Source organism: Polaromonas sp. YR568 (assembly GCF_900116715.1).
Classification (GTDB): Bacteria; Pseudomonadota; Gammaproteobacteria; order Burkholderiales; family Burkholderiaceae_C; genus Polaromonas.
In genome coordinates this window covers 26,275-52,679 of sequence record NZ_FPBM01000003.1, presented here as the reverse complement: position 1 = coordinate 52,679, position 26,405 = coordinate 26,275, and the positions used below count along the sequence as shown (strand labels likewise).

Here is a 26,405-nt window from a genome sequence, read left to right as displayed (position 1 = left end):
CATGGCGGTGGAATTGATACTGCCGCGCGTCGACATGGACATGAGCGAAGGCAAGATCGCGCATTGGTATGTCAAGAACGGTGACACCGTCACCAAGGGCCAGGTCGTGTTCGAGATCGAAACCGACAAGGCCACGATGGAGATTGACGCGGCCGCCGACGGCATCGTCCAGGGCATCGACGGCCAGGTGGGCGTCACCATGCCGGTGGGGCAGATCGTCGGCTGGATTTTGCAGCCGGGGGAGGCCATTCCCGCTGCGGGTGCTGCGCCTGATGCGCCGCAGGCTGTGGTTGAGGCTCCCGCGCCCGTCGCCGCTGCTGCGCCTGAAGTGAGCACTGCAAGCCGGCAAAGCCTGCTGCGCGCCACGCCGCTGGCCCGCAGCCTGGCGCGTGAGCGTGGCATTGATTTGAACAAGGTCAGCGGCTCGGGCCCCGAAGGCCGCGTGCTGGCCGCCGATATGGCCGGCGCACAACGCGCTGCGAGCCAAGCCTCCACCGGTGCACTGAACCTGCACTGGTTTTCACGCCACGAGGGCGCGCCGCTGGTGCTGCTGCACGGCTTCGGCACTTCGCAGGGGTCCTGGCGCGTGCTGGCCGACCAGCTGCGCGACCTCCCGGTGCTGGGCATAGACCTGCCCAACCACGGCAAGTCGCCGCGTGCCGAGGTGCCCAACTTCGCCGCCGCCGCGCAGGCGGTGCTGGACCGGCTGGACAGCGAAGGCATCAACGAAGTCCACCTGCTGGGCCATTCCATGGGCGGCGGCACGGCGCTGGCGTTGACGGCGCTGCTGGGTTCGCGCCTGCGCTCCTTGACCCTGCTGGCGCCCGCCGGCCTGGGCCCCGAGATCAACGGCGCTTTTATTGACGGCATCCTGCGCGCAAACAGCGAGGCCAGCCTGCGGCCCTGGCTGGTGCAGCTGTTTGGCGACGCTTCGCGCCTGAGCGGCTCGTTTGTCGCGACGGCCCTGCAGGAACTCGGCAATGAAACCAAACGCGCCGGCCTGGCTGCCATGGCCGCCAGCCTGCTGCCCGACGGCACGCAGGCCGAATCGCTGCGAAAGCAGCTCGACGGGCTTGTCATACCCGTGAAACTGCTCTGGGGTACGCTGGACCGCGTGTTGCCGATACACCAGGCAGCGGGCCTGCCCGGCCACGTGGCACTGCATACACTGGCTGGCACAGGCCACTTGCCGCAGATCGAGGCGGCGCCTATGGTTGCCGGCCTGGTGCGTCAGCAGGTGGGCGCCTCGGCCTTTGCCTCTTCTTCCCTTCAAGCCACATGACGCCAAGCATGCGAATTCTCGTTAGCAACGACGACGGCCACTTCTCACCGGGGCTGGCCGCGCTGGAGCGCGCCGCCAACAGCTTCAGCGACGACGTCTGGGTGGTTGCACCGCAAGACAAGCGCAGCAGCAAGGGCCACAGCATTTCGCTGCATGAACCCTTCAGCATGACGCGGCTGGGTGTGCGGCGTTATGCCTGCTCGGGCACGCCGGCCGACTGCGCGATAGCTGCTTTTGCCTGGCTGTTCGCCGACTCGCCCAAGCCCACCCTGGTGCTCTCGGGCATCAACGACGGCCGCAACATCGGTGAAGACATCGCCTACTCGGGCACCATGGCGATTGCGCGCGAGGCCAGCTTTTGGGGTGTGCCTGCGATTGGTTTCTCGGCGCCCAACGGCAGCGACTTTGAATCGCCCGAGGTCGCCGCCTGGCTGGCGCGCCTGGTGCGCTATTTCGGCGAGACCACCGAAGACTGGCACCAGCCCGACAGCTGGCTCAGCATCAATCTGCCGGCCGCGCTGCCCGCGCCGCTGCGCCATGCGGCGCCGGGCCGGGCCAAGATCGCGGCCAGCATCACGGCCGAAAAGGCCGGGCCTGATACCACGGTGCTGCGTTATGACAAAGGCCGTTCGGGCAAACCTTCGGCCGGCGACGAACTATCGCAGCTCGAAGCAGGGTTTGCGACCGTTTACCGGCTGCGCTGGAATGGCTACGCTAGCCTGGAAGACTCGCTGCTGGACGGCATCAACCATGCCGCCCTGACACCCACCACCCACCCCTGACGAGATCGCTTTGGCCATGAACCCTTTCGACTTGCCCCTCAAGGTTTTGCGCAACCTGCCAAGCCCGCTCGACCTGCCGCTGGCGCTCAAGGAACTGTCGGACGGCATGCTCGCCCGCGTTGGGCCCCGGCCGGCAGTGACGGCCAAAAAGCAGTTCCCGCTCGTGGATGACAGCCAGGTCAACGGCATACAGATAGGCGAGGTCAGCGGCGACGCGGCCATCGTCTGGGCCCGCCTGCCCTATGCGGCCGATGTGGAGATTGCCTGGAGCGCTAACGGCGAGCCCGGGCCGTGGCAAACGCTGCGTGCGCCGCAGGCGCTGGAAGTGACCGACTACACCACGCGTATCCAGCTCACAGGCCTGCCGCGCAATGCGACGATTTCATTGATCGTGACCGCACACGGCCTTGAGGCCGCGCACGCCCAGCCCTGGGTGCGGCGCTCCAGCTTCCGTTCGGCGCCCGATGTCGCGCGGCCCATCCGTTTTGCCTGGTCGGCCGACGTCAACGGCCAGGGTTTTGGCATCAACCCCGAGTGGGGCGGCCTGAAGATGTTTGACACCATACGCCGGCGCGAGCTCGACTTTTTTGTGCATTGCGGCGACACGATTTATGCCGACCATCCGCTGCAGCACCGTGTCGACGACGAGCGCGGCCGCAGCTGGACCAATGTGGTGACCCTGGCCAAAACGCGCGTCGCGGAGACGATTGAGGACTACCGCGGCAACTTCCGCTACAACTGGCTGGACCCGCATTTCACGAAGTTCTGCGCCGAGGTGCCGCAAATCATCATGTGGGACGACCACGAGGTCGTCAACAACTGGTCACCCTCGCTGGACCTGATGCGCGACAAGCGCTACGTTGTCAAAGACCTCAAGCTGCTGGCTGCGACTGCCGCACGCGCCTTCCGCGAGTACTCGCCCATGCCGCTGGAAGGCTTTGGCGGCGCCGGCCTGCTGTACCGGCGTGTGCAATACGGGCCGCTGCTGGACGTGTTTGTCGTCGACATGCAGACGCACCGCGGGCCCAACTCGCACAACCGGCAGACCGAAGGGCCGGGCACGGCCTTCCTCGGCGAAGCGCAAGTCCAGTGGCTGCAGCAGGAGCTTCTGGCGTCCACCGCGCAGTGGAAGGTCATCGCGGCGGGCATGCCCATAGGCACCAATGTGGCTGACGGCCATGACGCCGAAGGCCGGGTCAAGTGGCAGGGCGTGGCCAATGGCGACGACGGTGAGCCCAGCGGCCGTGAGATCGAGCTGGCCGGCCTGCTGTCTTTCATCAAGGCCAAGGCCATTCACAACATCGTCTGGCTGTGCGCCGACGTGCATTACACAGCCGCGCATTACTTTGACCCTGAGCAGGCCGTGTTCAAAGACTTCCTGCCCTTCTGGGAGTTTGTCTCGGGGCCGCTGCACGCGGGCTCTTACGGCCCCTTCAACCCCGATGCGACCTTTGGCAACCAGGTGCGCTATTCGCGCGCCTCGCCGGTGCGCGGCGCGAGCCCGGCGGCTGGCTACCAGTTCTTTGGTGAAGTCGAGATAGACCCGGCTTCGCGCTGCCTCACCGTCAAGCTCTGCGATCTTGAAGGGGTTGTTCTCCATACGGAGGTGATCGCACCGCATGCATCGCAATAGGCCAGTTTTTTTGTGACCGTATTTGATAACTACATAGACAGCTAGGAGACAAACATGAAACGACGTTCCCTGATCCAGGCGGCCGGTGGGCTTGCCGCGTATTGCGCCGTGGCGCAGCTGCGGGCCCAGCCCTCGGCGATTTCCAAAATCATCGTGCCCTTTGCACCCGGCGCGGGCAGCGATGCGATGGCGCGGTTTTTCGGCTCCGAGCTCAGCAAATCGATGGGCCGGCAGTTCGTGATCGACAACCGCACCGGCGCCGGCGGCGCAGTGGGGGCAGACCTGGTGGCCAAGTCGGCGCCTGACGGGCAGACTTTGCTGTTTATCGCTTCGCCTTTCACCACGGTGGCGGCCTCGGGCGGTACGCCCAAATACGACCCCACCCAGTTTGCGCCGGTCGCCATCATGGGCGCGGGCCCGCTGCTGTTTGCCTCGCACCCCAGCCTTCCGGGCAACAACCTGCGCGAAGCGGTGGACCACATCAAGACCAACCCGGGCAAGTACAACTATGGCTCTGCCGGCAACGGCAGCATCAACCACCTGGTGGTGGAACTGCTCAAGCAGCGCACCAACACCGCCATCGTCCACATCCCTTACCGCGGCATTGCTTTTGCGACCACCGACCTGCTGGCCGGGCAGCTCCAGTTCATGACGGGCAGCGTGCCGGCCCTGATGCCATACATCAAGGACGGCAAGATCAAGGCCCTGGCCTTGACCTCGAAAGACCGCGCGCCCAGCGTGCCCGGCGTGCCAGGCATGGAAGAGCTCGGCTTCAAGGACTTTGACGTCAACAACTACTGGGGTTTGATGGCGCCTCCGGGCACGCCGGCGGCGATCACGTCGGAGCTCAATGCCGCGATCAACAAGCTGATCGCACAACCGGCTGTTGCCGCCCGGCTACGCCAGGATGCGACCGAGCCGACTTCACTGGAAGGCGCGGCGATCACGGCGTATGTGGCGGCCGACTATCAGCGCTGGAAGCACCTGATCACGTCGACCAATATGAAGCTGAGCTGAGCCTCGCGCTGCCAGGTTTCAGGAGCGCTGGCGCGCAAGTGCCAGCGCTTTTTGCATGGCGGGCCGGTGCTCGATCAGCGAGCGGCTTTGCCAGGCTGGCTGCAGGCCCGTCATCTGGTCGAGAAAGCAGGTGGCGTTCGAGGCGTCTTCGGTGACGTTTTCGACATAGCTGGCCCATCGCGGGCCTGCGAGCGCAGCCGCATCCAGCGTGAGCGCGGTCGAGCCGGCGTTTTTGTGCAGCGCCTGCAGCAGGGTCAGCACAAAGCTTGTGACGGGAACGGCCGCAGCGGCGGCGGGAATATCGCGCAGCACAGGCGGTTTCGCCTCCAGCAGCTTTTGCAGCAGCAGGCCCAGGATGAAGTGCCGGAAATCGGCGCCGTCCAGCGCCTCGTAAGGCGTGTACAGCTCGACCAGCTCGGCCCACGAGAAGAAGGCCTTGGCCAGGCTTTCCTCATCGACCGCCCAGCTTGAAGACGGCGCCACCGCATGGCTTAGCAGCGCCTGGCCGAATGCCTGCCTGAACCAGCTCCAGCTCTGCGCCCTGGAGTGCAGGGTGGGCTCGCCGGCCCAGTCTGCCGCGAAGGGTTCAAGGATGGAGGCTGTCATGCGTTGCAGCCGGCACTTAGCTGGTTTTGCGAACCCGCAGCAATTCGTCCAGGATCAGGCAGACCGCGCCTATGGTGATGGCGCTGTCGGCGATGTTGAACGAAGGGAAGTACCAGCCGGCCCAGTGGAACTGCAGGAAGTCCACCACATAGCCGTGCATCGTGCGGTCAATCACGTTGCCCAGCGCGCCGCCCAAAATACAGGCCAGCGCGAAGGAAAACAGCTTTTGCCCCGGGTGTGAGCGCAGCATCCACAGGATGAACAGCGCCGCCGCGATGCCGATGGCGGTAAAGAACCAGCGCTGCCAGCCCGACGCCGTCGCCAGGAAGGAAAAGGCCGCGCCGGTGTTGTGCACCCGCACCACGTTAAAGAAACTGGTCACATAGGTGGAGTCGCCCAGGTTGTAGTAACCCAGGATCAGCACCTTGGTGAACTGGTCGGCGATGAGGATGATGAGCGCCAGGCCCAGCCAGGGAAGCAGCGAGCTGGAGGAGCGGGTGAAGGTGGTTTTGGCCATTACGCGAACTTCCGGTCTTCGCCCGTGCCGAACAGGTTGCTGGTGCAGCGGCCGCAGATGGTCGGGTGGGCCGGGTCATGGCCCACGTCGGCGCGATAGTGCCAGCAGCGTTCGCACTTGGCGTCGGTGCTGGGCGTTACCTTGGTAGAAATGGCGCTTGCGGCGGCCGCTTCGATGGCGGAGGTGATGAAGACGAACTTCAAATCCTCACCCAGACTCGTCAGCAGTGCGAGGTCGTCTGCAGGCACTTCCAGCGCCACGTTGGCTTGCAGTGAGGAGCCCACCTTGCCGTCGGCGCGCAGGGCTTCGATGTCCTTGTTCACCGCGTCACGCAACTCGCGGATGCGCGACCATTTGGCCAGCAGCGCCGTGTCGGGCACGGGGAATTCGGAGTACGTTTCCATGAAGATGGACTCGGACGAGCCGAACACCTTCCAGGCCTCTTCCGCCGTGAAGCTGAGGAAAGGCGCCATCCAGCGCAGCATCGCGTGCGTGATCTGCCAGAGCGCGGTCTGCGCGCTGCGGCGGGCCAGCGATTTCGGACCGGTGGTGTAGAGCCGGTCTTTCAGGATGTCGAGGTAGAAAGAGCCAAGGTCTTCGCTGCAATAGATCTGCAGCTTGGAGACCACCGGGTGGAATTCATACACCTCGTAGTGCGCCAGGATGTCGGCCTGCAGCTGCGACGCGCGGCTCAGCGCGTAGCGGTCGATCTCCAGCATCTGGTCAAACGGCACGGCGTCTTTGGCCGGGTCGAAGTCGCTGATGTTGGCCATCAAGAAGCGCAACGTGTTGCGGATGCGGCGGTAGGCGTCCACCACGCGGGCCAGGATCTTGTCGTCGATGCCCAGGTCGCCCGAATAATCGGTGGAGGCGCACCAGAGGCGGATGATCTCGGCGCCCAGCTTGTCGCTCACCTCTTGCGGCACCACCACATTGCCTTCGCTCTTGCTCATCTTGCGGCCCTTGCCGTCCACGGTGAAGCCGTGCGTCAGCAGGCCTTTGTAAGGCGCATGGTCGTACATCGCGCAGGCCGTGAGCAGCGACGAGTGGAACCAGCCGCGGTGCTGGTCGTGGCCTTCGAGGTACAGGTCTGCCGGCCAGGTCGATTGCGCGGCATGGCTGTGGCGCAGCACGTGGTCGTGCGTGGTGCCGGAGTCAAACCACACGTCGAGGATGTCGGTGCTCTTGATGTAGTTGGGTGCCCCATGCTCTCCATCTACGCCGATGATGGATTCGGCCGTGGCCTTGCTCCAGGCTTCGATGCCGCCGGCTTCGACCATGCGCGCTGCCTGCTCCATGATCTCCATGGTGCGCGGGTGCAGTTCGCCCGTGGCGGTGTGGATGAAAAAAGGCAGGGGCACGCCCCAGTTACGCTGGCGGCTGATGCACCAGTCGGGCCGGCCGGCGATCATGTCGCGCAGGCGGACCTTGCCGTTTTCGGGGTAGAAGCTGGTTTCCTCGATGGCGGCCAGGGCCAGCTTGCGCAGGGTTTGCGGCGCCTTGTCTTTGGTGAAAACGCCTTCGCCTTCATCCATGCGCACAAACCACTGGGCCGCCGCGCGGTAGATCACCGGCGTCTTGTGGCGCCAGCAGTGCGGGTAGCTGTGGGTGATGTCGTGCGTGGCAAAAAGGCGTCCGTGCTCGCGCAGCTTCTCGATCACCAGCGGCGCGGCCTTCCAGATGTTGAGGCCGCCGAACATCGGCAGCTCGTCGACATAGCGGCCATTGCCCTGCACCGGGTTGAGGATGTCGTCATAGGCAATGCCGTTGGCTACGCAGGAGTTGAAATCCTCTACGCCGTAGGCGGGCGAGGAGTGCACGATACCCGTGCCGTCGTCGGCGGTGGCGTAGTCGGCCAGGAAGACGGGGCTGAAGCGGCGATAGCCGGGATCCACGTCGTAGAACGGATGCTCGAACTTGATGTTCGCGAGGTTTTCGCCTTTGGTGACGGCGATGACGCGCCCTTGCAGCTGATAGCGCTCCAGGCATTTGTCGACCAGCACCGAGGCCAGCACCAGCAGCCCGCGCTCGGTATCCACCAGCGAGTATTCGAGTTCGGGGTTCAGGTTCAGCGCCTGGTTGGCGGGGATGGTCCATGCGGTCGTCGTCCAGATGACGGCGAAGGCATCCTTGCGCAGCGTGGCCTGGCCGAAAGCCAGCGCCAGTTTTTGCGGCTCGGCGCATTTAAAGCCTACGTCCAGCGTCTGCGATTTTTTGTCGGCGTATTCGATCTCAAACTCGGCGAGCGAGGAGCCGCAGTCAAAACACCAGTACACGGGCTTCAGGCCGCGGTAGACAAAGCCGCGCTCCATGATGCGTTTGAGCGCGCGGATTTCATTGGCTTCGTTGGCGAAGTCCATGGTGCGGTAGGGGTTGTCCCATTCGCCGAGCACGCCCAGGCGCTTGAAGTCGGCCATCTGGCCGGCGATCTGCTCGGTGGCGAAGGCGCGGCTCTTGGCCTGCACTTCATCGCGCGGCAGGTTGCGGCCGTGCAGTTTTTCGATGGCGTTTTCGATCGGCAGGCCGTGGCAATCCCAGCCGGGCACGTAGATAGCGTCCAGGCCCTTGAGCTGGCGCGCCTTGACGATCATGTCTTTGAGGACCTTGTTGACCGCGTGGCCGATGTGGATCTTGCCGTTGGCATAGGGCGGGCCGTCATGCAGCACGAACTTGGGTTTGCCGGCGCGCACGTCGCGCAGCTTTTTGTAGATGCCCTTTTCGTCCCATTCTTTGGTCCAGCCGGCTTCGCGCTTGGGCAGGTCGCCGCGCATGGGGAAGGGCGTGTCGGGCAGGTTCAGGGTGCTGCGGTAATCGGTTTTGGTTTCGGACATGGGATGCTCTTGGAATGCTTTTGTGAGGGCAGCCTGAAGTGGCCGGGCCGCCGGAAATACGGTGGGGAGGTGAGCCGCTCGCCGGGCGGGGGCAGGGCGAGCGCAGAGGCGACGAGATCGTCTAAATTCGGTCGCGCGTGGTCTGGCGGCTGGTTTCCGTGTGCATGGAGGCAAAAAACGCCCGCGCCTCGTCGCAGTCCTTGGCGATGCCTGTTTTCAGGCTGTCCAGGCTGTCGTACTTCAGTTCGTCGTGCAGTTTATGAAGCAGTTCCACGCGGATGATTTTACCGTATGCCCCCTCGGGCCCAAGGCTGGCGGGCCATTCGAGGCAATGGGTCTCCAGCAGCACGCGCCCGCCGTTGACGTCGGCCGGGTCCAGCGAGGGCCGTATGCCCAGGTTGGCCACCCCGGGGATGGGCTGGCCGGCCAGGCCATGCACCTGCACCGCAAAAATGCCGCCGGCGGCCGGTTTCCAGTGCGAAAAGCGCAGATTAAGGGTGCGAAAGCCCAGGTCACGGCCCAATTTTCGGCCATGCACCACATGGCCGGAGATGCTGTAAGGCCGCCCCAGCAGGCTGGCCACCCGGTCCATCCGGCCGTCGGCCAGCGCCTCGCGCACCGCCGAGCTCGACACCCGAAGGCCTCGCACCTCGTAGCTGTTCATGCGGGCCACGTCAAAGCCCAGGCGCTCGCCGGCGGCGTCCAGCATGGCGTAGTCGCCCACCCGTTTGGCGCCAAAACGGAAGTCGTCACCCACCAGCACGTATTTCACGCCCAGACCCTGCACCAGCACGTTCTGGATGAAGTCTTCGGCCGGCTGGGTCGCTAGCGCGGCATTGAAGGGCAGCACCACGCACTGGTCGATGCCGCAGCGGGCCAGTTCGGTGAGTTTGTCGCGCAGCGTGGCGATGCGCGCCGGGGCCAGTTCGGGCTTGCGGGCCACGCCGGCAAAGTAGTCGCGCGGATGGGGCTCAAAACTCATCACGCAGCTGGGCACGCCGCGGTGCTGGGCTTCGTTTTTGAGCAGGGCCAGCATGGCCTGGTGGCCGCGGTGGACGCCATCGAAGTTGCCTATGGTCAGCGCGCAGTGCGCCGCCAGCTGGGGATGGTGGTAGCCGCGGAAAATTTTCATGGGTCAATTATCGTTTTTATAGCGCCCGGGCCCGGTTGAACGGGGCCTGAACGTGGTTAATGGGGGATTTGCCCCCGCTTCGTCATGATTTCACTGTATATTGATACACAGTCAGTCCACTCAGCCAGCCGAACGCCGCGTTTCACGCGGCATCCACCATGATGGAGGTTCGTTTTGAAGGTCTTGAAGCTCTCAGCCCAGGGATTGCCGCAATCCTGGATCAGCCTTGAACAAGCCGTGTTGCACTACGCGGCTGACGAGGTGCGCTGGGAGATGGGCGCGCGTGTGGTGACCTTCCATGGCGGCCACAACGCCATCACGGGCGAGCAGTCCATCATCACCGTCAACAGCATCATCGGCACCAAGGGCGTGCCCAATATCAACCCGTTTGACCTGAAGCCGGGCCTGACCAACGGCAAGCTCTTCGCCCGCGACCGCAATGTGTGCGCCTATTGCGGTGGGCATTTCCATGAAGAAGACCTGACGCGCGAGCACATCATTCCGTTTGCCCAAAAAGGCATAGACACCTGGATGAACGTGGTGACCGCCTGCCGCGCCTGCAACCACCGCAAAAGCAGCCGCACGCCCGAACAGGCCCACATGCCGCTGCTTTACACGCCTTATGTGCCCAGCCTCTGGGAAGACTTCATCCTGCGCAACCGCCGCATTCTGGCGGACCAGATGGAGTTTTTGATGGCGCACATTCCGAAAACGTCACGCCTGCACGCGTGACGATCGGGGCTTCGTCGCGCCTTTACGCGTGACGGCCCCAGCCGATCAGGCGAACACGCCGGCTGTCTCCTGCATCCGGCTTGATACCTCGCCCAAGTGGTGCAGAGTGTCGCCAAAAGTCATTTCCAGCTGCGTGAGCTTCTTGAAGTAGTGGCTCACGATGTACTCGTCTGTCACGCCGATGCCGCCGTGCAGCTGCACCGCCTGCTGGCCCACAAAGCGCATTGAAACGCCCAACTGGTACTTGGCGCGCGCCAGTGCACGGGCGCGTTCGTCGGCCGGCGCATTGAGCTTGAGCGAGGCGTAGTAGCTCATCGAGCGCGCCAGCTCCAGCTGCATCTTCATGTCGGCCACACGGTGGCGCAGCGCCTGGAAGCTGCTGATGGCCACGCCGAACTGCTTGCGGGTGTTCATGTACTCGACGGTAATGGCCAGCGTTTTGTCCATCACGCCCACGGCTTCGGCGCAGGTGGCGGCGATGCCGATGTCGATGGCATGGGCGAGCGCCGTGAGGCCGTCCAGCGTGATCAGGGCTGCGGGGGCGTTCTTCAGCGTCACTTCGGCAGCGCGGCCGCCGTCTTGCGTGCCGTAGCCGCGGGTGGCGACGCCGGCTGCCGTGCGTTCAACGAGGAACAGCGCCAGCTTGCCCTTGGCCATGGCCGGGACTATGAAGGCATCGGCCTGGTCGCCCGCGGCCACAATGCTTTTGGTGCCGCTCAGCGTCCATGCGTCGCCGGCTGCGGTTGCCGTGGCCTCGCATTTTTCAAAGTCATAACGCGCGGCGCGCTCCTGGTAAGCCAGCACCACAAGGGCTTCGCCCGAGGCGATCTTGGTCAGCCAGGCGGCCTTGACGGCTTCGGGGCCGTAGCCGGACAGCACGGCGCCGGCAATCAGGGTCTGCGCAAAAGGCTCCAGCACAATGCCGCGCCCCAGCTCTTCCATCACCACCATGCCTTCCACCGGGTCCATGCCCAGGCCGCCATCGGCTTCGGGGATGTAGAGGCCGGTCAGGCCCAGCTCGGCGATCTGGCCGTAGGCTTCGCGCGAGAAGCCTCCCGCTTTGGCGATGCCGCGGCGGCGTTCAAAGTCGTAGCCCTTGTCGACCCACTTGCGCACGGCGTCACGCAGTTGTTCCTGGTCGTCGGTGAAATCGAAATCCATGATGTGTTTCCTGTTTTCTGGTGCGACCGGATCAGCCGAGAACGACTTGCGAGACGATATTTCGTTGGACTTCGTTGGAGCCGCCGTAAATCGTGGTCTTGCGCATATTGAAGTAAGTGGACGCCAATGGCGCATCGCCCGGCAGGCCGCCGGGGAAGTCGCCTTGCCAGCCGGCTTCCATGGCTTCTTCGATAAAGGGCAGGCTGAAAGGGCCGGCGGCCAGCATCATCAGCTCGCTGTAGCGCTGCTGGATTTCACTGCCGCGGATTTTGAGCAGGCCGGCGATGTCCAGCGAGTTCTTGCCCGACTTTTCGGCCGAGAGCACACGCAGCACCAGCATCTCCAGCGCCACCACGTCGACTTCCAGTTTGGCGATCTCGTCACGAAAGCGCTGGTCTTCATACACGCCTTCGGCCTTGGCGATGCGTTTGAGGCGCTCCAGCTCGCGCTTGGCGCGGTTCACGTCGGCGATGTTGGTGCGCTCGTGGCTCAGCAGGTGCTTGGCGTAGGTCCAGCCCTTGTTCTCTTCACCGATCAGGTTGTTGGCCGGCACTTCGACGTTGTCGAACCAGACCTCGTTGACTTCGGCCTCACCATCCAGCAGCACGATGGGCCGCACCGTCACGCCGGGTGACTTCATGTCGATCAGCAAAAACGAGATGCCGGTTTGAGGTTTGCCTTCGGTGCTGGTGCGCACCAGGCAGAAGATCCACTCGCCGTACTGGCCCAGCGTGGTCCAGGTCTTCTGGCCGTTGACGATGTATTTGTCGCCCTGGCGCTCAGCCCGGCATTTGACGGATGCGAGGTCAGAGCCCGAGCCCGGCTCGCTATAGCCCTGGCTCCACCAGACTTCGCCGCTGGCGATGCCGGGCAGGAAGCGCTTTTGCTGCTCAGGGCTGCCAAAGGCCATGATCACGGGCGCCACCATCACCGGGCCGAAGGGCACGACGCGCGGGGCGCCGGCCAGCGCGCACTCTTCTTCAAACAAATGTTTTTGCACGGCGTTCCAGCCCGGGCCGCCGAATTCCTTGGGCCAGCCGTGGCCCAGCCAGCCCTTTTTGCCGAGAATCTTGGCCCAGCGCTGCATATCGTCACGCGTCAGGCGCAGGGCGTTGTGCACCTTGTGCGAAATGTCTTTGGGCAGGTTGGCGTGAACCCAGGCGCGTATCTCGTCGCGAAAGGCCTGTTCTTCAGGGGTGAAAGCTAAATCCATGGCGGGCTTGTCTCCAGCGGTTGGCAGGGCCCAGGGTGGGTGGCCTGCGGATGTCTTATTTTTAGCACGGTCGTTCGCAATTTTATGTCTCAGGTGGGACATTGCGTGCGGCTTGCGGTGCCGGTGGACCCCAATCATCGGCGTTCTAAACTAGAGGACTATGCCAAGTGCGAATAAAAACATCGTCATCCTGATCTCGGGCAGCGGCTCCAACATGGCCGTGATCGCCCGGGCCGCCGAAAAAGAAGCCTGGCGCGGCCGCTGGGGCGTGCAGGTTGCGGCTGTTATCAGCAACAAGCCGGAGGCCGCGGGGCTGGAGCTGGCCCAAAGCCTGGGCATTGCCACGGCGGTGGTGTCTCATAAGGCCTTTGATTCGCGCGAGGCTTTTGATGCTGCACTCATGGCGCAGATCGACCAGCATTCACCGGCGCTGGTGGTGCTGGCGGGCTTTATGCGCATCCTGACGCCCGGCTTTGTTCAGCACTATGCGGGGCGGATGATCAATATCCATCCCTCACTGTTGCCGGCCTTCACCGGCCTCAACACGCACCAGCGTGCGATAGATGCGGGTTGCACGGTGGCGGGCTGCACAGTTCACCAGGTGACGGCTGAACTGGACCACGGCCCCACACTGGCGCAGGCAGTGGTTCCAGTGTTGCCGGGCGACACGGCCGAAACGCTGGCCGCGCGCGTGCTCACGCAAGAGCACCTGATCTACCCGCAGGCCGTGCGCGCCTTCTTCGAACGCGCTGCCTGACGTTTGCAGCCCGCTTTCGCGGGCACTGCTTACCCTTTGTTGCCAGTGAGTTCCTTTGCAAGGGCTTGATCCTTCATCCGCTTTGAATCCAGCGGGCCCGTCGCGCCGTATTCATTACACAGCCGGCTGAGGTTTCAACTTTTTGCTTCAACACGTTTAAAGGAATTCACATGCAGACAAAACACACACTCGCGTCCATAGGCGTGGCCATGGCACTGTCGTTCGCGGCGATTCCGTCGTTCGCACAAGTCATGGTGGGCGGCGCGCCCATGCTCGCCAGCAAGGACATCATCGACAACGCCGTCAACTCCAAGGACCACACCACACTGGTCGCCGCCGTCAAGGCAGCAGGCCTGGTCGACACGCTCAAAGGCCCAGGCCCGTTCACCGTGTTCGCGCCCACCAATGCAGCTTTTGCCGCACTGCCCGCCGGCACGGTAGACACCCTGCTCAAGCCTGAAAACAAGGGCATGCTGACCGGCATCCTCACCTACCACGTGGTGCCCGGCAAGTGGGACGCTGCTGCCATCAGCAAGATGATTGCAGACGGCAAGGGCATGGCGTCGATCAAGACGGTGGCCGGCGGCACGCTGGTGGCCAAGTCGGCCGGCGGCAAGGTCACGGTGACGGATGAAAAGGGCGGCGTGGCAACGGTGACGATTGCCGATGTCTACCAATCCAACGGCGTGATCCACGTCGTCGACAAGGTGCTGCTGCCCAAGTAAGCGATCACCAAGCGGCCAACGCTTCTTGCCAGGGCCCGTGCGTAAGTTGATCGCGCACGGGCCTTGCCGTTGTTGCTTACTTCTGGTTCAGCATGTGGAGCGCGGCCTTCACGATGCTTTGCGCATCGACGCTGAAGAACTCCCGCAGCGCGGCACGTGTGTCGCTGCGGCCAAAGCCGTCAGTGCCCAGCGTGAGGTAGCGCCGGCCTTCAGGCACAAAGGCGCGGATGCTCTCCGGCACGGCGCGCACGTAGTCGGTGGCGGCAATGATGGGGCCGGTGCTGGCTTGCAACTGCTGTGCGATGAAAGGCACCGCCGCCGCATCGCCGTCGATGGCCTGCTGCTGGCACGCCGCGCCGTCGCGCGCGAGTTCGCTCCAGCTGGTGACGCTGTACACCGTGGCCTCAATGCCTTGCTCAGCCAGCTGCTGCGCCGCTTTGATGACTTCCGTGAGAATGGCGCCGGAACCCATCAACGTCACGCCTCCAACTTTCTTCTTTGATGTTTTTGGCGTGTCACCGGTGCCGGACGCCGGTTTGTAGCTGTTGAACTGATAGCACCCGCGGATGATGTCGGCCTCAACGCCGGGGCGCAGATCAGGCTGGGCGTAGTTCTCGTTCATCAGCGTGACGTAGTAGAAGACGTCTTTTTGCTCGACCATCATCTCCTGCATGCCGCGGTCCAGGATCACGGCGAGCTCGCCGGCGAAGGCCGGGTCGTAGGCTTTGCAGTTGGGAATGGTCGCGGCGATCAGGTGACTGGTGCCGTCCTGGTGCTGCAGGCCTTCACCGCCCAGCGTTGTTCGGCCCGAGGTCGCGCCCAGCAAAAAGCCGCGGGCGCGCTGGTCGGCGGCGGCCCAGATCTGGTCGCCCACACGCTGAAAGCCGAACATCGAGTAATAGATATAGAAGGGCAGCATGGCCAGGCCGTGCACGCTGTAGCTGGTGGCCGCGGCTGTCCAGCTGGCGAGCGCGCCGGCTTCGCTGATGCCTTCTTCCAGGATCTGGCCGTCGAGCGCCTCGCGGTAGCTCAGCACCGAGCCGATGTCTTCGGGCGCGTAGCGCTGGCCCACGCTGGAGTAAATGCCCACCTGCTTGAACAGGTTGGCCATGCCGAAGGTGCGCGCCTCGTCGGCCACGATAGGCACGATCTTTGGGCCCAGCGACGGGTCTTTCAGCAAACCGCCCAGCATGCGCACAAAGGCCATGGTGGTGCTCATGTCCTTGCCGTCGGCAGCGAGTGCGAACTGCGCGTAAGAAGGCAGGGCCGGGATGTTTACAACCTCGGCCGCCGTTTCGCGCCGCGGCAAGTAGCCGCCCAGCGCCGCGCGCCTGGCGTGCATGTACTGCATCTCGGCGCTGTCGGCAGCCGGTTTGTAGAAGGCCAGGTTTTTGGCCTGCTCGTCACTGAGCGGGAGGTTAAAGCGGTTGCGGAATTCGATCAGGTCTTCGCCGTCGAATTTTTTCTGCGAATGCGTGGTCATCTTGCCCTGGCCGGCGCTGCCCATGCCATAGCCTTTTTTGGTGTGCGCCAGGATCACCGTGGGCTGGCCCTGATGGCTGGCTGCCGCGGCGTAAGCGGCGTGGATTTTCACCAGGTCGTGGCCGCCGCGTTTCAAGCGGTCGATCTGCTCGTCCGTCATGCCCTGGGCCAGGCGGGCAAGCGCTTCACTCTGGCCGAAGAAGTTGTCGCGGTTAAAGCGGCCGTCTTTGGCGGCAAAGGTCTGCATCTGGCCGTCCACCGTCTGCGCAAAGGTTTGCGCCAGCGCGCCTGTCAGGTCGCGTGCGAAAAGGCCGTCCCAGTCACTGCCCCAGACCAGTTTGATGACATTCCAGCCGGCGCCGGCGAACAGCTTTTCAAGCTCGTCGATGATGCGGCCGTTGCCGCGCACCGGACCGTCGAGCCGCTGCAAATTGCAGTTGACGACCCAGACCATGTTGTCCAGCCCCTCGCGCGCGGCCAGGGTCAGTGCGCTCATGGATTCGGGCTCGTCCATCTCGCCGTCACCGAACACACCCCAGACTTTGCGCCCCGTGCAGTCGAGCAAACGGCGGTGCGTGAGGTAGCGCATAAAGCGTGCGTGGTAGATCGAGCTGATGGGGCCTATGCCCATGGAGCCGGTGGGGAACTGCCAGAAGTCCGGCATTAAATACGGGTGCGGGTAGCTGCACAGGCCCTGCGCGCCCTGGGCGGGGGCGGTCAGTTCCTGGCGGTAAAAGCCCAGGTCTTTTTCGTTGAGACGGCCTTCGAGGTAAGCGCGTGCGTACACGCCCGGTGCGCTGTGCGGCTGGAAGAACACCAGGTCGCCGCGGTGCTGGCCTGGCTCCACGCCTTCGCGTGCGCGAAAGAAATGGTTGAAGCCGGTTTCAAACAGGTCGGCCGCGCTGGCGTAGCTGGCGATATGGCCGCCGAGCTCGGCCGAGCCGCCGGTTTCGGCCTGGTTGGCGCGCACCACCATGGCCAATGCATTCCAGCGCATCAGCGAGGCCAGGCGCTCTTCCATCGCCAGGTCGCCGGGGAACACGGGTTGCTCGTCAACGCCAATGGTGTTGACATAGGGCGTGGCCAGCTCGGGCTGCCAGCCTATGCGCTGCTTGCGTGCGACGCGGCTCAACTCGTGCAGCATTTCCCGCGCGCGGGCAGGGCCCTGCGTGAGGGCCAGGGCTTCAAAGGCCTCACGCCATTCGGCGGTTTCCTGCGGGTCAGGGTCGGTCGGTGAGGCGGCTTGCATCAGTAAATGGTGGGGTGTGGAATGGTTCATGGCATCAAGTTCGTTGCAAAACCACTGTACGCAGATTTGCCCAGAAGGTGTAGCTTCAATATCGGGCATAAGGAATATTCAGAAGCATAAAATGCCGTAAATACTGGATTTCAAAGATGATGCAGCTTGATAACCTCGATTTAAAGATCCTCGACGAGTTGCAGCGCGACGGCTCGCTCTCCAATGTGGAGCTGTCGCGGCGCGTGCACCTGAGCCCTTCGCCCTGTCTCGCCCGCGTGAAGGCACTGGAGGCCGGCGGCGTCATCGACCGCTATGTGGCGATTGCCAATGCGGCGGCGCTGGGTTTGGGCCTGAATGTGTTCATCTCCATCAGCCTGCGCACGCAAAGCAAAGAGTCGCTCGCCGACTTTGAGCGGCGCATTGCCGAGCATGACGAGGTGATGGAGTGCTATCTGATGTCGGGCGACAGCGACTACCTGATCCGCGTGGCGGTGGCCGACATTGGCGCGCTGGAGAAATTCATCCTGGAGCAGCTTTCGCCGATCTCCGGCATTGAAAAAATCCGTTCGAGCTTTGCGCTCAAACAGGTGCGTTACAAAACGGCTTTGCCCTTACCTGTCCGTTAATTCATTCAGCACTTCGCTCGCCGGCCAACGAAGGGTGCGAGGTCTCAATCGCATTGATCTTGGCCAGCAGGTCTTCGCGCCGGCTACCGCCCCCTGTGGCGGGGTTTCCCGGCTCCAGCGGCGAATCGACAAACTGCACCGGCCGTTTGGTGCCGGAGGCCATGTGGTGAAGGCGCACGGCCAGCAAATCCATCACCTCGTCGGCGGCTTGTGTGCCGGGCGTGTCGTGCCAGATGGCGATGTGCAGGCTGAAAGCGCCCGGCTCGCCCAGTTTTTCGCAGGCGCGTATGCAGTCCGCCAGGATTTTGGTGGCGGCCTCTGAGAGGGCGGCGCGGTTGATGGGTCCCTCGATCAGCATCATGAAATGGTTCTCGTCGTGGCGCGCAACCGTGTCCACGTCGCGCGCGGCCCCGCGCAGGATTTCACCCAGGCGGGACAGCGCGGCGCCGCGCTTTTGGTCGCTCGCCTCGTCGTGGCTGGGCGCCTGGTTGAGCCAGTGGATCATCAGCACGCCGCAGGCTGATTTCTGCTTGCGCGCGCGCAGCAGCATCTGCGGCAACCTGGCCGCGACAATGCGCGGCAGCATCAGGCCGCTGGCCGGGTCGTAGGTCGACAGCGCGGCGCCGCGGTGGTTGGAGAACAGCGCCGCCCGGCTGCGCCACGCCAGCACGAGGAACACCCAGAGCAGGCCGGCCATCGCCGAGATCACGCCTGCCGCCTGCGCCGACTCAACGTTGAACATCCAGCCCATGTTGTAGGAAAGCCGGGCCAGCGCGGCCAGGCAGATGGGCCCCGCACCCAGCAGCAGCATGAGGTTCCAGGCTTGGCCGCGCAGCGAGATCCAGATCAGGCTGCCCAGGATGGCGACCGTGCTGATGGCCAGCCAGAGGTTGCGCAACTCGCGCGGCACCAAATCCAGGTGGACCGCCATCACGCAGGCCAGGAGCAGGTTCACTGCCGCCACCACGGCCAGCAGGCGGTGTATGCGCGGATGGCCGTCGCGGGTGTAGCTGGCCTGGGTGCAGAACCAGGCGGCGACAGCCATGGTGACTGTGGACGAGACCCAACCCATGACCTGGTTGAGGTGTGTGCTGTAGGGCCAGATGCGCCAGCCGCCGTAGCCGATCAGCACCAGCTGCGTGAACATCAGCGTGACGACCACAGCGCCGAACCACAGGAAGACCTTGTTGCGCGCCATGGCGTACGCGCCCAGGCACAAGCCCGTCAGCAGCGCAAAGATGCCCCACATCAGGCCGATCACCACGCCCACGCGCGATGCGCCGTCGATGTATTCGATGGGTGTGAGCAGCATGGGCCGCTCGGTGATGGGGCGGCGGTTTTCAAAACGCAGGTAGTAGCTTTGCGCCGACTCGCTGTGCGACTGCAGCTCAAAGCTGGGCACGCGGGTGCGCAAAGCCCAGTTTGCCGGCGCAATCGCTTCGCCCGCGGACTGGACCTGCCAGTTGCCTTGTGCGTCGCGTGCATACAGGCTGACCTTGTAGACGGCCTGGCCCGGCAGGCGGATGTACCAGTTCTGCAGTTTGTCGGTCATGGGCAGCGCAAAGCGGGCCCAGGCTTCCTGCTGCTTGTTGGTGGGAAGAACGGTGTCGTCGGTATAGGGCTGGAAGTGGTGCTTTGGCCCCGCGGCGGTTTCGGCGGTGGTGAAAGCGTCGGGCGAGGCGACGGAATCCTTGGGCACGGCCACCCATTCCAGGGGCTGGGCCAGCGCGATGCTGAGGCTGTCTGGGTAGAGGCGGTCAAAGACCTGCGCATGGCCCGCGTTGAAGAAAACGCAGAGCACAAGCCCGAAGAAAACGCGCAAACCAGCCTTTTGTAACATCCGCATAGCTTATTGCAAAAGCCCGGTGTGCTTGTGAAAACCCGGCGGTTTCATGCCGGGGAGACACTCAAACAGGAATCACTGTGGTCTCAAACACCTCTTTGAGGCAGACAAAGGTGCGGATCTGCCGCACCCCCGGCAGGCCGATCAGCTGCGCGGCATGTAACTCGTTGAAGGAGTCAATGCTCTGGATGCGCAGCTTCACAAAGTAATCAAACTCGCCCGTCACCAGCTGCACTTCCAGGCAACCCGTAAGGCCCGCTACGGCCTTTTCAAATGCGGCGAATGAATCGGTGGTGGAGCGGTCCAGCACCACGCCGATGGTGACCAGCCCGTTGTAGCCCAGCGCACGCGGGTTTACCAGCGCCACCGTCTTGCGGATCAGTCCGGACTCTCTGAGCTTTGCCACGCGCCGTGAACAGGCAGGCGGGCTGAGGTTGGTTTTTTCCGCCAGCTCGATATTGGGCAGCGAGGCGTCTTGCTGCAGGAGCTTGAGGAGTTTGCGGTCTATACGGTCCAGGGTGTGTTCCATTGGGGAATTCTACAAATATTGCGTGAAAAGAGAAATTTCAGGAATTTATTGAGAGATTACTAAAAAAAGAAGTGTTTGCATTGATTGATGACGTGAAGTGTGCAACTCATTGCGGCGCTGCCTGACTACGATTTGACCCACGCAGGCTTCAATCCTTCACCTTTAACCGGAACCCCTCTCATGTCCACCTCGCTTCTCTACCCCCTTCAGCGTTCGCTGCAACTGCAGAAATTTCCCCGGCATTCGCTGACCTTCGGGCCCACGCCCATCCAGCCGCTCAAACGCCTGAGCGCCCACCTGGGCGGCAAGGTTGAGTTGTTTGCCAAGCGCGAGGACTGCAACAGCGGCCTGGCCTTTGGCGGCAACAAGACCCGCAAGCTTGAATACCTGATTCCAGAAGCGCTGGCGCAGGGCTGCGACACGCTGGTGTCCATAGGCGGTATCCAGTCCAACCAGACGCGCCAGGTGGCGGCGGTGGCGGCGCACCTGGGCATGAAATGTGTGCTGGTGCAGGAGAACTGGGTCAACTATTCCGACGCGGTGTACGACCGTGTGGGCAACATCGAAATGTCGCGCATCCTGGGCGCCGACGTGCGGCTGGATGCAGCTGGCTTTGACATCGGCATACGCCCCAGCTGGGAACAGGCCATGGAAGACGTGCGCAAGGCCGGCGGCAAGCCCTTCCCGATTCCGGCCGGTTGCTCGGAGCATCCGTATGGCGGGCTGGGCTTTGTCGGCTTTGCCGAAGAAGTGCGCGCGCAAGAGGCCGAGCTGGGCTTTCAGTTCGACTACATCGTGGTGTGTTCGGTCACCGGCAGCACGCAGGCCGGCATGGTCGCCGGTTTTGCGGCCGATGGCCGGACCGAGCGCGTGATTGGCATCGACGCCTCAGCCAAGCCAGCGCAAACCGCTGCGCAGATTTTGCGCATTGCACAGAACACCGCCAAGCTGGTCGGGCTGGGCCGGGGCATCACCGAGCAGGACATCGTGCTGGACACGCGCTACGGCGGGCCCGAGTACGGCCTGCCCAGTGAAGGCACGCTGGAAGCGATACGCCTGTGCGCACGGCAGGAAGGCATGCTGACCGACCCGGTGTACGAGGGCAAGTCCATGCACGGCATGATCGACAAGGTGCGGCGAGGCGAGTTTCCCGCCGGCTCGCGTGTGCTGTACGCGCACCTGGGCGGTGTGCCGGCGCTCAATGCCTACAGCTTTCTCTTTCGTAACGGCTGACCGGTGAATGGCCATGCGTGATGCTGCTGCGAATGAGCGGATGCCGCCTGTGGCCTTGGGGCCGGACTTCAGCGCCTGCCTGCATGCGATGCTGCGGGCCGCTGCGGAAAGCGGGCAACACGGCGTGCTGCAGACGGCTTTGGGTGATCCAAAGGTGCAGGCCCTCGTAGTGGTTCTTCAACTGGGTGAGCCGCCCATCGCCACGCTGGCGGCATGCGTTGCGGCGCCTGATGCGCTGGGGCAGTGGCTGGACCTTTCGTGTATCTGATGGGCCGGTGTGTCACAGCGCCGTCACACCGGCTGGCGACCATGCGCTTTCCTTTCACCACGGATAACACATGTATTCATTTGACTTGGGCGGCCCTGCCCGCCGTAATGGCCTGCTTTCGCTTTCTTCTCTCGCGCTGGCCCTGGCTTGCACCTTCTCCGCATCGGCACAAACCGCTGCGCCCACCGTATTCCCCGCCACGCTGGCCGGCCATGTGGTGATGCCCGCCAAGTCCTTTATCCCCGCGCCCAAAGACGCACCGCAAGACCTGCAGGTCAGCGGCAAGTTCACCAACGGCAAGCGCACCGAAGCGCTGGGCACGGTGGAGGGCCTCTCCGCCGGTCGGCCTACCGGTGTCTCTGTGCCCTTCAAGGGCCAGCCGCTGCAAGGCCACTCCGGCATCAAGAAAATGCCGGACGGCAGCTTCTGGATCCTCACGGACAACGGCTTTGGCGCCAAGGCCAATTCACCTGATTCCATGCTCTACCTGAATCGCTACAAGGTCGACTTCAAGGGCGGCACGATGAAGCGGCTGGAAACGATCTTCCTGCACGACCCCGACCTGAAAGTGCCGTTTCGCATCGTTCATGAAGGCACGAAGAAGCGCTACCTGACGGGCAGTGACTTTGACACCGAGAGCTTCCAGTTTGCCGGCGGCGCGCTGTGGATTGGCGACGAGTTCGGCCCTTACCTGATCAAGGCCGACCTCAAGGGCAAGGTGCTGGCCGTGTTTGAAACCCAGGTGGACGGCAAGGTGGTGCGTTCGCCCGACCATCCGGCCGTCTCCACGCCCGCCGCACCCGGCGGTGCGGTCGACTTCCAGATCAAGCGCTCCAAGGGCTTCGAAGGCATGGCCTCGTCCAAAGATGGCAGCAAGCTCTATGCGCTGCTGGAAGGCCCTGTGTGGAATGCCGAAGCCAAGGACTACGAACGTGTGGCCGGCAAGGAAGCCCTGCGCGTGCTGGAGTTCGACGTGCAGGCCGGCAAGTGGAGCGGCCGCTCGTGGATGTACCCGCTGGAAGCCAACGGCAATGCCATCGGTGACTTCAACATGATCGACGGCACAACCGGCCTCATCATCGAGCGCGACAACGGCGAAGGCACGGCCGACAAGGCTTGCCCCGAAGGCCAGAAGCGCACCGACTGCTTCCACGACATCGCCAAATTCAAGCGCGTCTACAAGATTGAGATGACGGACGCCAACGTGGGCGGGCCGGTGCGCAAGGTTGGCTATATCGATTTGCTGAACATCGCCGACCCGGGCAAGCTGGCGCGCAAGCCGCTGAACGACGGCGTGCTGAAGTTCCCCTTCTTCACGATTGAAAACGTGGACGTGGTGGACGCCACGCACATCGTGGTCGGCAACGACAACAACCTGCCGTTTTCCAGCAGCCGCGAGCCGAACAAGGCCGACGACAACGAGCTGATCCTGCTGGAAGTCGGCGAGCTGCTGAACGCCAAATAAACCGGCGCCTCAGCGCATAAAGCTACGGGCGTCAGGGCTATCCATGGGATAGCGCTGGCGCCCGTTTTGCATTCCGGCGCGGCGGAAAGGAACCGCTTACATCTTGGACTGAAACACCAGCCCGGCGTGCTCGCGCAGCGCGTGGAACTTGATCTTGGGCCATTGCTGCTCCACCGCACGCAAGGTGGCGCTGTGGTCCACCAGCAGGGTGGGGGCGTCGACGGCGTCCAGCGCCACGCGGTGGGCATTGGCGTCCATAAACTTCTTGAGCTCGTTGGCGTCGTCACTGGTCACCCAGCGCGCCAGGTTGAAGTTGCTGCCCATGATGCGGGCCTTGACGCCGTATTCATGCTCCAGCCGGTGAGCCACCACTTCAAACTGCAGCTGGCCGACGGCGCCCAGCAGCAGCAATGAGCCGGCAATCGGGCGAAACACCTGGATCGCGCCTTCTTCGCCCAGCTGGGTGAGGCCGGCGCGCAGCTGCTTGCTGCGCAGCGGGTCGGCCACTTCGACAGAGCGGAACATTTCAGGTGCGAAAAAAGGCAGGCCGGTGAACTGCAGGGCCTCGCCTTCGGTGAGCGTATCGCCCAGCTGCAGCACGCCATGGTTGGGAATGCCGATGATGTCGCCGGCAAAGGCGGTGTCGAGCAGCTCGCGTCGCTGGCTCATAAAGCTCACCACCGTGTTGGGCCGCAGCTCCTTGCCGCTGCGCACCACCTTCAGGCGCATGCCGCGGGTGAATTCGCCGCTGGCCACGCGCAAAAACGCGATGCGGTCGCGGTGGGCCGGGTCCATATTGGCCTGGATCTTGAAGACCACGCCGGAGAATTTTTTCTCTTCAGGGTGCACCACGCGCTGGATGGATTCGCGCTCTGCGGGCGCGGGCGCCAGGTCGACCAGCGCGTCGAGTACTTCCTGCACGCCGAAGTTGTTGATGGCCGAGCCGAAGAACATGGGCGTCTGTTTGCCGGCCAGGAACTCGGCACGGTCGAACTCGGGCGTGGCGCCGGCCACCAGTTCAATCTCGCCCTGCGCCTGCGCGTATTCGGCGCCAAAGCGCTTGGCGGCTTCGGCGTTGTCCAGGCCGGCCAGGATTTCATCGTCGCCGCCGGCTTTTTCTTCGCCGGGGCTGAAGACGCGCATGCGGTCTTCGCGGCGGTCATAGACGCCGTGAAAGAGCTTGCCCATGCCGACGGGCCAGGTGAAGGGAATCACCGTCATGCCGAGCTCGCGTTCGATCTCGTCCATCACGCTCATCGGGTCCTGCACTTCGCGGTCCATCTTGTTGACGAAGGTCAGGATGGGCGTGTTGCGCGCGCGGCAGACCTGCAGCAGGCGGCGGGTTTGCGGCTCGACGCCGTTGGCCGCGTCGATCACCATCAGCGCCGCGTCCACGGCTGTCAGCACGCGGTAGGTGTCTTCAGAGAAGTCCTGGTGGCCCGGTGTGTCGAGCAGGTTGATCACGCAGTCCCGGTACTCCATCTGCATGACCGAGCTGGCCACCGAGATGCCGCGCTGCTTTTCAATTTCCATCCAGTCGGAGGTGGCATGGCGCGCGGCCTTGCGGGCCTTGACGCTGCCGGCGATCTGGATCGCGCCCGAGAACAGCAGCAGCTTCTCGGTCAGCGTGGTTTTACCCGCGTCAGGGTGGGAGATGATGGCAAACGTGCGGCGGCGCTTGACCTGTTTTTCGATTTCAGTGGATTCGGACATAACCCACGATTATCGATGACTGGGACTATTGAGGGGCTTAGTGAGGGGTTAACCGGGCTCCCGGGCGAATCGCGGCCGCTTCACGCCGTCAATCACCACCTCTTCATTGAACATCGCCGCAGGCCGTACCCACAGGTTTTCCTCGCCGAGCACACGGTAGAGCGTCAACGGCTCCAGGCTCTCGCTGTGGCGCACGGTACCTATCACCTCATACAACCTGTCTTTGTAGTGGCGGTACAGGCCAGGCGGAGTTTCGATCAGGGGCGGCAGGGCTTCTTCAGGGACGTTGGGCATGGTGCGTTGGGGCTTCTAAAGGGGCTTTAAAAAGCGTGCGGCAAGACCGCGGTGGGACAATGGGGGCTATGCATCCTAAAGCCTTACTCGACAGTTGTTCCGAGCTCCTCAAGCTGGTCCTCAAATTTGATCACCCCGCCGACATGGTGGTGTCGCGCTATTTCCGCGACTATCGCCTCGGCCCGCGCGAGCGCGCCACCGTGGCTGAAACGATTTACGGCGTTCTGCGCAAGAAAAACCTCTATACCTATCTGGCCCAGCACGGCAGTGGGCCGCCTGAGCGGCGCCTGGCCATCCTGGGCTTTGCCGCGGACCGCGACTTTCTGCTGGGCGCGCTGACTGATCAGGAAAAAGACTGGCTGTCGCGCTGCGATCAGGTCAAGCCAGCCGACTTGATGGAGTTGCACCGTCACAACCTGCCGCAATGGCTGGTTGAGCCGCTCAAGGAGCAGCTTGGCGACGATTTCTGGCCGCTGGTGGAAAGCCTGAACGCGCCGGCCGGGCTGGATTTGCGCGTCAATGCGCTCAAAGACAAGCGGGCCGACATCCAGAAAGAGCTCTCCAAGGCGGCGATCAAGACAGTGGTGACGCCGTTTTCCCCCTGGGGCCTGCGGATCGACGGCAAGCCGCAACTGGCCAAGCTGGATGCTTTCACCCGCGGTGCGATTGAAGTGCAGGACGAAGGCTCGCAATTGCTGGCCCTGCTGGTCGATGCCAAGCGCGGCGAAATGGTGGTCGACTTTTGTGCGGGCGCGGGCGGCAAGACGCTGGCCCTGGGTGCTTCGATGCGCAATACCGGCCGGCTGTATGCCTTTGATACGTCGGGCCATCGGCTGGATGCGCTCAAACCCCGGCTGGCGCGCAGCGGCTTGTCCAATGTCCACCCGGTCGCGATTGCCCATGAACGGGACGACCGCATCAAGCGTCTGGCCGGCAAGATTGACCGCGTGCTGGTCGATGCGCCGTGCTCGGGCCTGGGCACCCTGCGGCGCAATCCTGACCTGAAATGGCGGCAAAGCCCCAAGGCCATTGAAGAGCTCGTCGCCAAACAAACGGCCATTTTGCAGAGCGCCGCACGGCTTTTAAAGCCCGGCGGACGGCTGGTTTATGCCACCTGCAGCGTTTTGCGTGAGGAAAATGAGGCCATCGCCGAAGCTTTCAGTAACGCCAATAAAGAGTTCAACGTCCTTGAAACCGGACCTTTATTGACGCATCTGGGGGTGGAACATGCCGAAAAACTTTGCCGTGGGCCCTACCTCCGGCTCTGGCCTTACCTGCATCAGACGGACGGGTTTTTCGCGGCAGTATGGCAAAAGTCGTGATA

23 protein-coding genes are annotated in these 26,405 nt (G+C 63.4%); 12 read left to right on the top strand and 11 right to left on the bottom strand.

Features of this window, described 5'->3' with window-relative positions:
- The first annotated feature begins 1 nt into the window (after position 1).
- From BM408_RS07720 to BM408_RS07705, 4 genes are read left to right on the top strand one after another with little or no spacing between them, the layout of a single operon-like run.
- Positions 2-1,282, top strand: a complete 1,281-nt coding sequence (locus BM408_RS07720) for an acetoin dehydrogenase dihydrolipoyllysine-residue acetyltransferase subunit (RefSeq protein WP_092128670.1) — start codon at positions 2-4, stop codon at positions 1,280-1,282.
- Positions 1,283-1,290: 8 nt separating this feature from the next.
- The gene (surE, locus tag BM408_RS07715; RefSeq protein ID WP_092128668.1) at positions 1,291-2,064 is read left to right on the top strand and encodes a 5'/3'-nucleotidase SurE; all 774 of its coding nucleotides are present in this window, start codon (positions 1,291-1,293) and stop codon (positions 2,062-2,064) included.
- Between the two features lie 16 nt (positions 2,065-2,080).
- On the top strand, positions 2,081-3,697 hold the full coding sequence (locus BM408_RS07710; RefSeq protein ID WP_092128666.1) for an alkaline phosphatase D family protein: 1,617 nt from the start codon (positions 2,081-2,083) through the stop codon (positions 3,695-3,697).
- 54 nt (positions 3,698-3,751) lie between these two features.
- Positions 3,752-4,714, top strand: coding sequence for a tripartite tricarboxylate transporter substrate binding protein (locus BM408_RS07705; protein WP_092128664.1), 963 nt, complete (start codon positions 3,752-3,754; stop codon positions 4,712-4,714).
- 18 nt (positions 4,715-4,732) lie between these two features.
- Here the strand turns inward: BM408_RS07705 and BM408_RS07700 are convergent, their stop codons facing one another.
- From BM408_RS07700 to BM408_RS07685, 4 genes are all read right to left on the bottom strand, one after another.
- Positions 4,733-5,320: a hypothetical protein gene (locus BM408_RS07700; protein ID WP_092128662.1), complete on the bottom strand. Its 588-nt coding sequence runs from the start codon at positions 5,318-5,320 to the stop codon at positions 4,733-4,735.
- A 16-nt stretch (positions 5,321-5,336) separates the two neighbouring features.
- A complete protein-coding gene (lspA, locus tag BM408_RS07695) occupies positions 5,337-5,837 on the bottom strand; it encodes a signal peptidase II (RefSeq protein WP_092128660.1) in 501 nt (166 codons plus the stop codon).
- Positions 5,837-8,668 (bottom strand): isoleucine--tRNA ligase, encoded by a 2,832-nt coding sequence (ileS, locus tag BM408_RS07690; protein ID WP_092128658.1) that lies wholly within the window; start codon positions 8,666-8,668, stop codon positions 5,837-5,839. Before ileS ends, lspA begins: the two co-directional genes overlap by 1 nt.
- Positions 8,669-8,789: 121 nt before the next feature.
- On the bottom strand, positions 8,790-9,800 hold the full coding sequence (locus tag BM408_RS07685; RefSeq protein WP_092128656.1) for a bifunctional riboflavin kinase/FAD synthetase: 1,011 nt from the start codon (positions 9,798-9,800) through the stop codon (positions 8,790-8,792).
- A gap of 174 nt (positions 9,801-9,974) precedes the next feature.
- On the opposite strand from BM408_RS07685, the gene BM408_RS07680 reads away from it, so the two are divergent.
- Positions 9,975-10,532 (top strand): HNH endonuclease, encoded by a 558-nt coding sequence (locus BM408_RS07680; protein ID WP_092128654.1) that lies wholly within the window; start codon positions 9,975-9,977, stop codon positions 10,530-10,532.
- 45 nt (positions 10,533-10,577) lie between these two features.
- Here BM408_RS07680 and BM408_RS07675 read toward each other — a convergent pair whose 3' ends face one another.
- Together BM408_RS07675 and BM408_RS07670 are read right to left on the bottom strand one after the other, a co-directional pair.
- Positions 10,578-11,693, bottom strand: a complete 1,116-nt coding sequence (locus tag BM408_RS07675; protein ID WP_092128652.1) for an acyl-CoA dehydrogenase family protein — start codon at positions 11,691-11,693, stop codon at positions 10,578-10,580.
- Positions 11,694-11,724: 31 nt separating this feature from the next.
- Positions 11,725-12,906 carry an acyl-CoA dehydrogenase family protein gene (locus BM408_RS07670; RefSeq protein ID WP_092128650.1) on the bottom strand — a complete coding sequence of 394 codons (1,182 nt, stop codon included), beginning with the start codon at positions 12,904-12,906 and terminating at the stop codon, positions 11,725-11,727.
- Positions 12,907-13,066: 160 nt separating this feature from the next.
- Here BM408_RS07670 and purN point away from each other — a divergent pair, with 160 nt between their 5' ends.
- Positions 13,067-13,663: a phosphoribosylglycinamide formyltransferase gene (gene purN, locus BM408_RS07665; RefSeq protein WP_092128648.1), complete on the top strand. Its 597-nt coding sequence runs from the start codon at positions 13,067-13,069 to the stop codon at positions 13,661-13,663.
- Between the two features lie 170 nt (positions 13,664-13,833).
- Entirely contained in the window at positions 13,834-14,388 is a 555-nt protein-coding gene (locus BM408_RS07660; protein WP_092128646.1) for a fasciclin domain-containing protein, read from the top strand.
- Positions 14,389-14,464: 76 nt separating this feature from the next.
- Here BM408_RS07660 and mdeB read toward each other — a convergent pair whose 3' ends face one another.
- A complete protein-coding gene (gene mdeB, locus BM408_RS07655) occupies positions 14,465-17,149 on the bottom strand; it encodes an alpha-ketoglutarate dehydrogenase (RefSeq protein WP_092128644.1) in 2,685 nt (894 codons plus the stop codon).
- Positions 17,150-17,268: 119 nt separating this feature from the next.
- On the opposite strand from mdeB, the gene BM408_RS07650 reads away from it, so the two are divergent.
- On the top strand, positions 17,269-17,736 hold the full coding sequence (locus tag BM408_RS07650; RefSeq protein ID WP_092129463.1) for an Lrp/AsnC family transcriptional regulator: 468 nt from the start codon (positions 17,269-17,271) through the stop codon (positions 17,734-17,736).
- 1 nt (position 17,737) lies between these two features.
- Here the strand turns inward: BM408_RS07650 and BM408_RS07645 are convergent, their stop codons facing one another.
- Positions 17,738-19,582: a sensor domain-containing diguanylate cyclase gene (locus BM408_RS07645; protein WP_092128642.1), complete on the bottom strand. Its 1,845-nt coding sequence runs from the start codon at positions 19,580-19,582 to the stop codon at positions 17,738-17,740.
- Positions 19,583-19,643: 61 nt separating this feature from the next.
- Positions 19,644-20,108, bottom strand: coding sequence for an Lrp/AsnC family transcriptional regulator (locus BM408_RS07640; protein ID WP_092128640.1), 465 nt, complete (start codon positions 20,106-20,108; stop codon positions 19,644-19,646).
- A gap of 216 nt (positions 20,109-20,324) precedes the next feature.
- Between BM408_RS07640 and BM408_RS07635 the strand changes: the two genes are divergently transcribed.
- The 3 genes from BM408_RS07635 to BM408_RS07625 all read left to right on the top strand — a co-directional run bounded on the left by BM408_RS07635 (position 20,325) and on the right by BM408_RS07625 (position 23,074).
- A complete protein-coding gene (locus tag BM408_RS07635) occupies positions 20,325-21,341 on the top strand; it encodes a 1-aminocyclopropane-1-carboxylate deaminase (protein WP_092129461.1) in 1,017 nt (338 codons plus the stop codon).
- A 13-nt stretch (positions 21,342-21,354) separates the two neighbouring features.
- Complete coding sequence (locus BM408_RS07630) at positions 21,355-21,609, top strand: hypothetical protein (protein WP_139237317.1); 255 nt, start codon at positions 21,355-21,357, stop codon at positions 21,607-21,609.
- Positions 21,610-21,679: 70 nt separating this feature from the next.
- Positions 21,680-23,074, top strand: coding sequence for an esterase-like activity of phytase family protein (locus BM408_RS07625; protein WP_092128636.1), 1,395 nt, complete (start codon positions 21,680-21,682; stop codon positions 23,072-23,074).
- A 96-nt stretch (positions 23,075-23,170) separates the two neighbouring features.
- Here the strand turns inward: BM408_RS07625 and BM408_RS07620 are convergent, their stop codons facing one another.
- Entirely contained in the window at positions 23,171-24,787 is a 1,617-nt protein-coding gene (locus tag BM408_RS07620) for a peptide chain release factor 3 (RefSeq protein ID WP_092128634.1), read from the bottom strand.
- A gap of 48 nt (positions 24,788-24,835) precedes the next feature.
- The gene (locus BM408_RS07615; RefSeq protein ID WP_092128632.1) at positions 24,836-25,081 is read right to left on the bottom strand and encodes a DUF1653 domain-containing protein; all 246 of its coding nucleotides are present in this window, start codon (positions 25,079-25,081) and stop codon (positions 24,836-24,838) included.
- A 68-nt stretch (positions 25,082-25,149) separates the two neighbouring features.
- Between BM408_RS07615 and BM408_RS07610 the strand changes: the two genes are divergently transcribed.
- Positions 25,150-26,403 carry an RsmB/NOP family class I SAM-dependent RNA methyltransferase gene (locus BM408_RS07610; RefSeq protein WP_092128630.1) on the top strand — a complete coding sequence of 418 codons (1,254 nt, stop codon included), beginning with the start codon at positions 25,150-25,152 and terminating at the stop codon, positions 26,401-26,403.
- Positions 26,404-26,405: the final 2 nt, after the last annotated feature.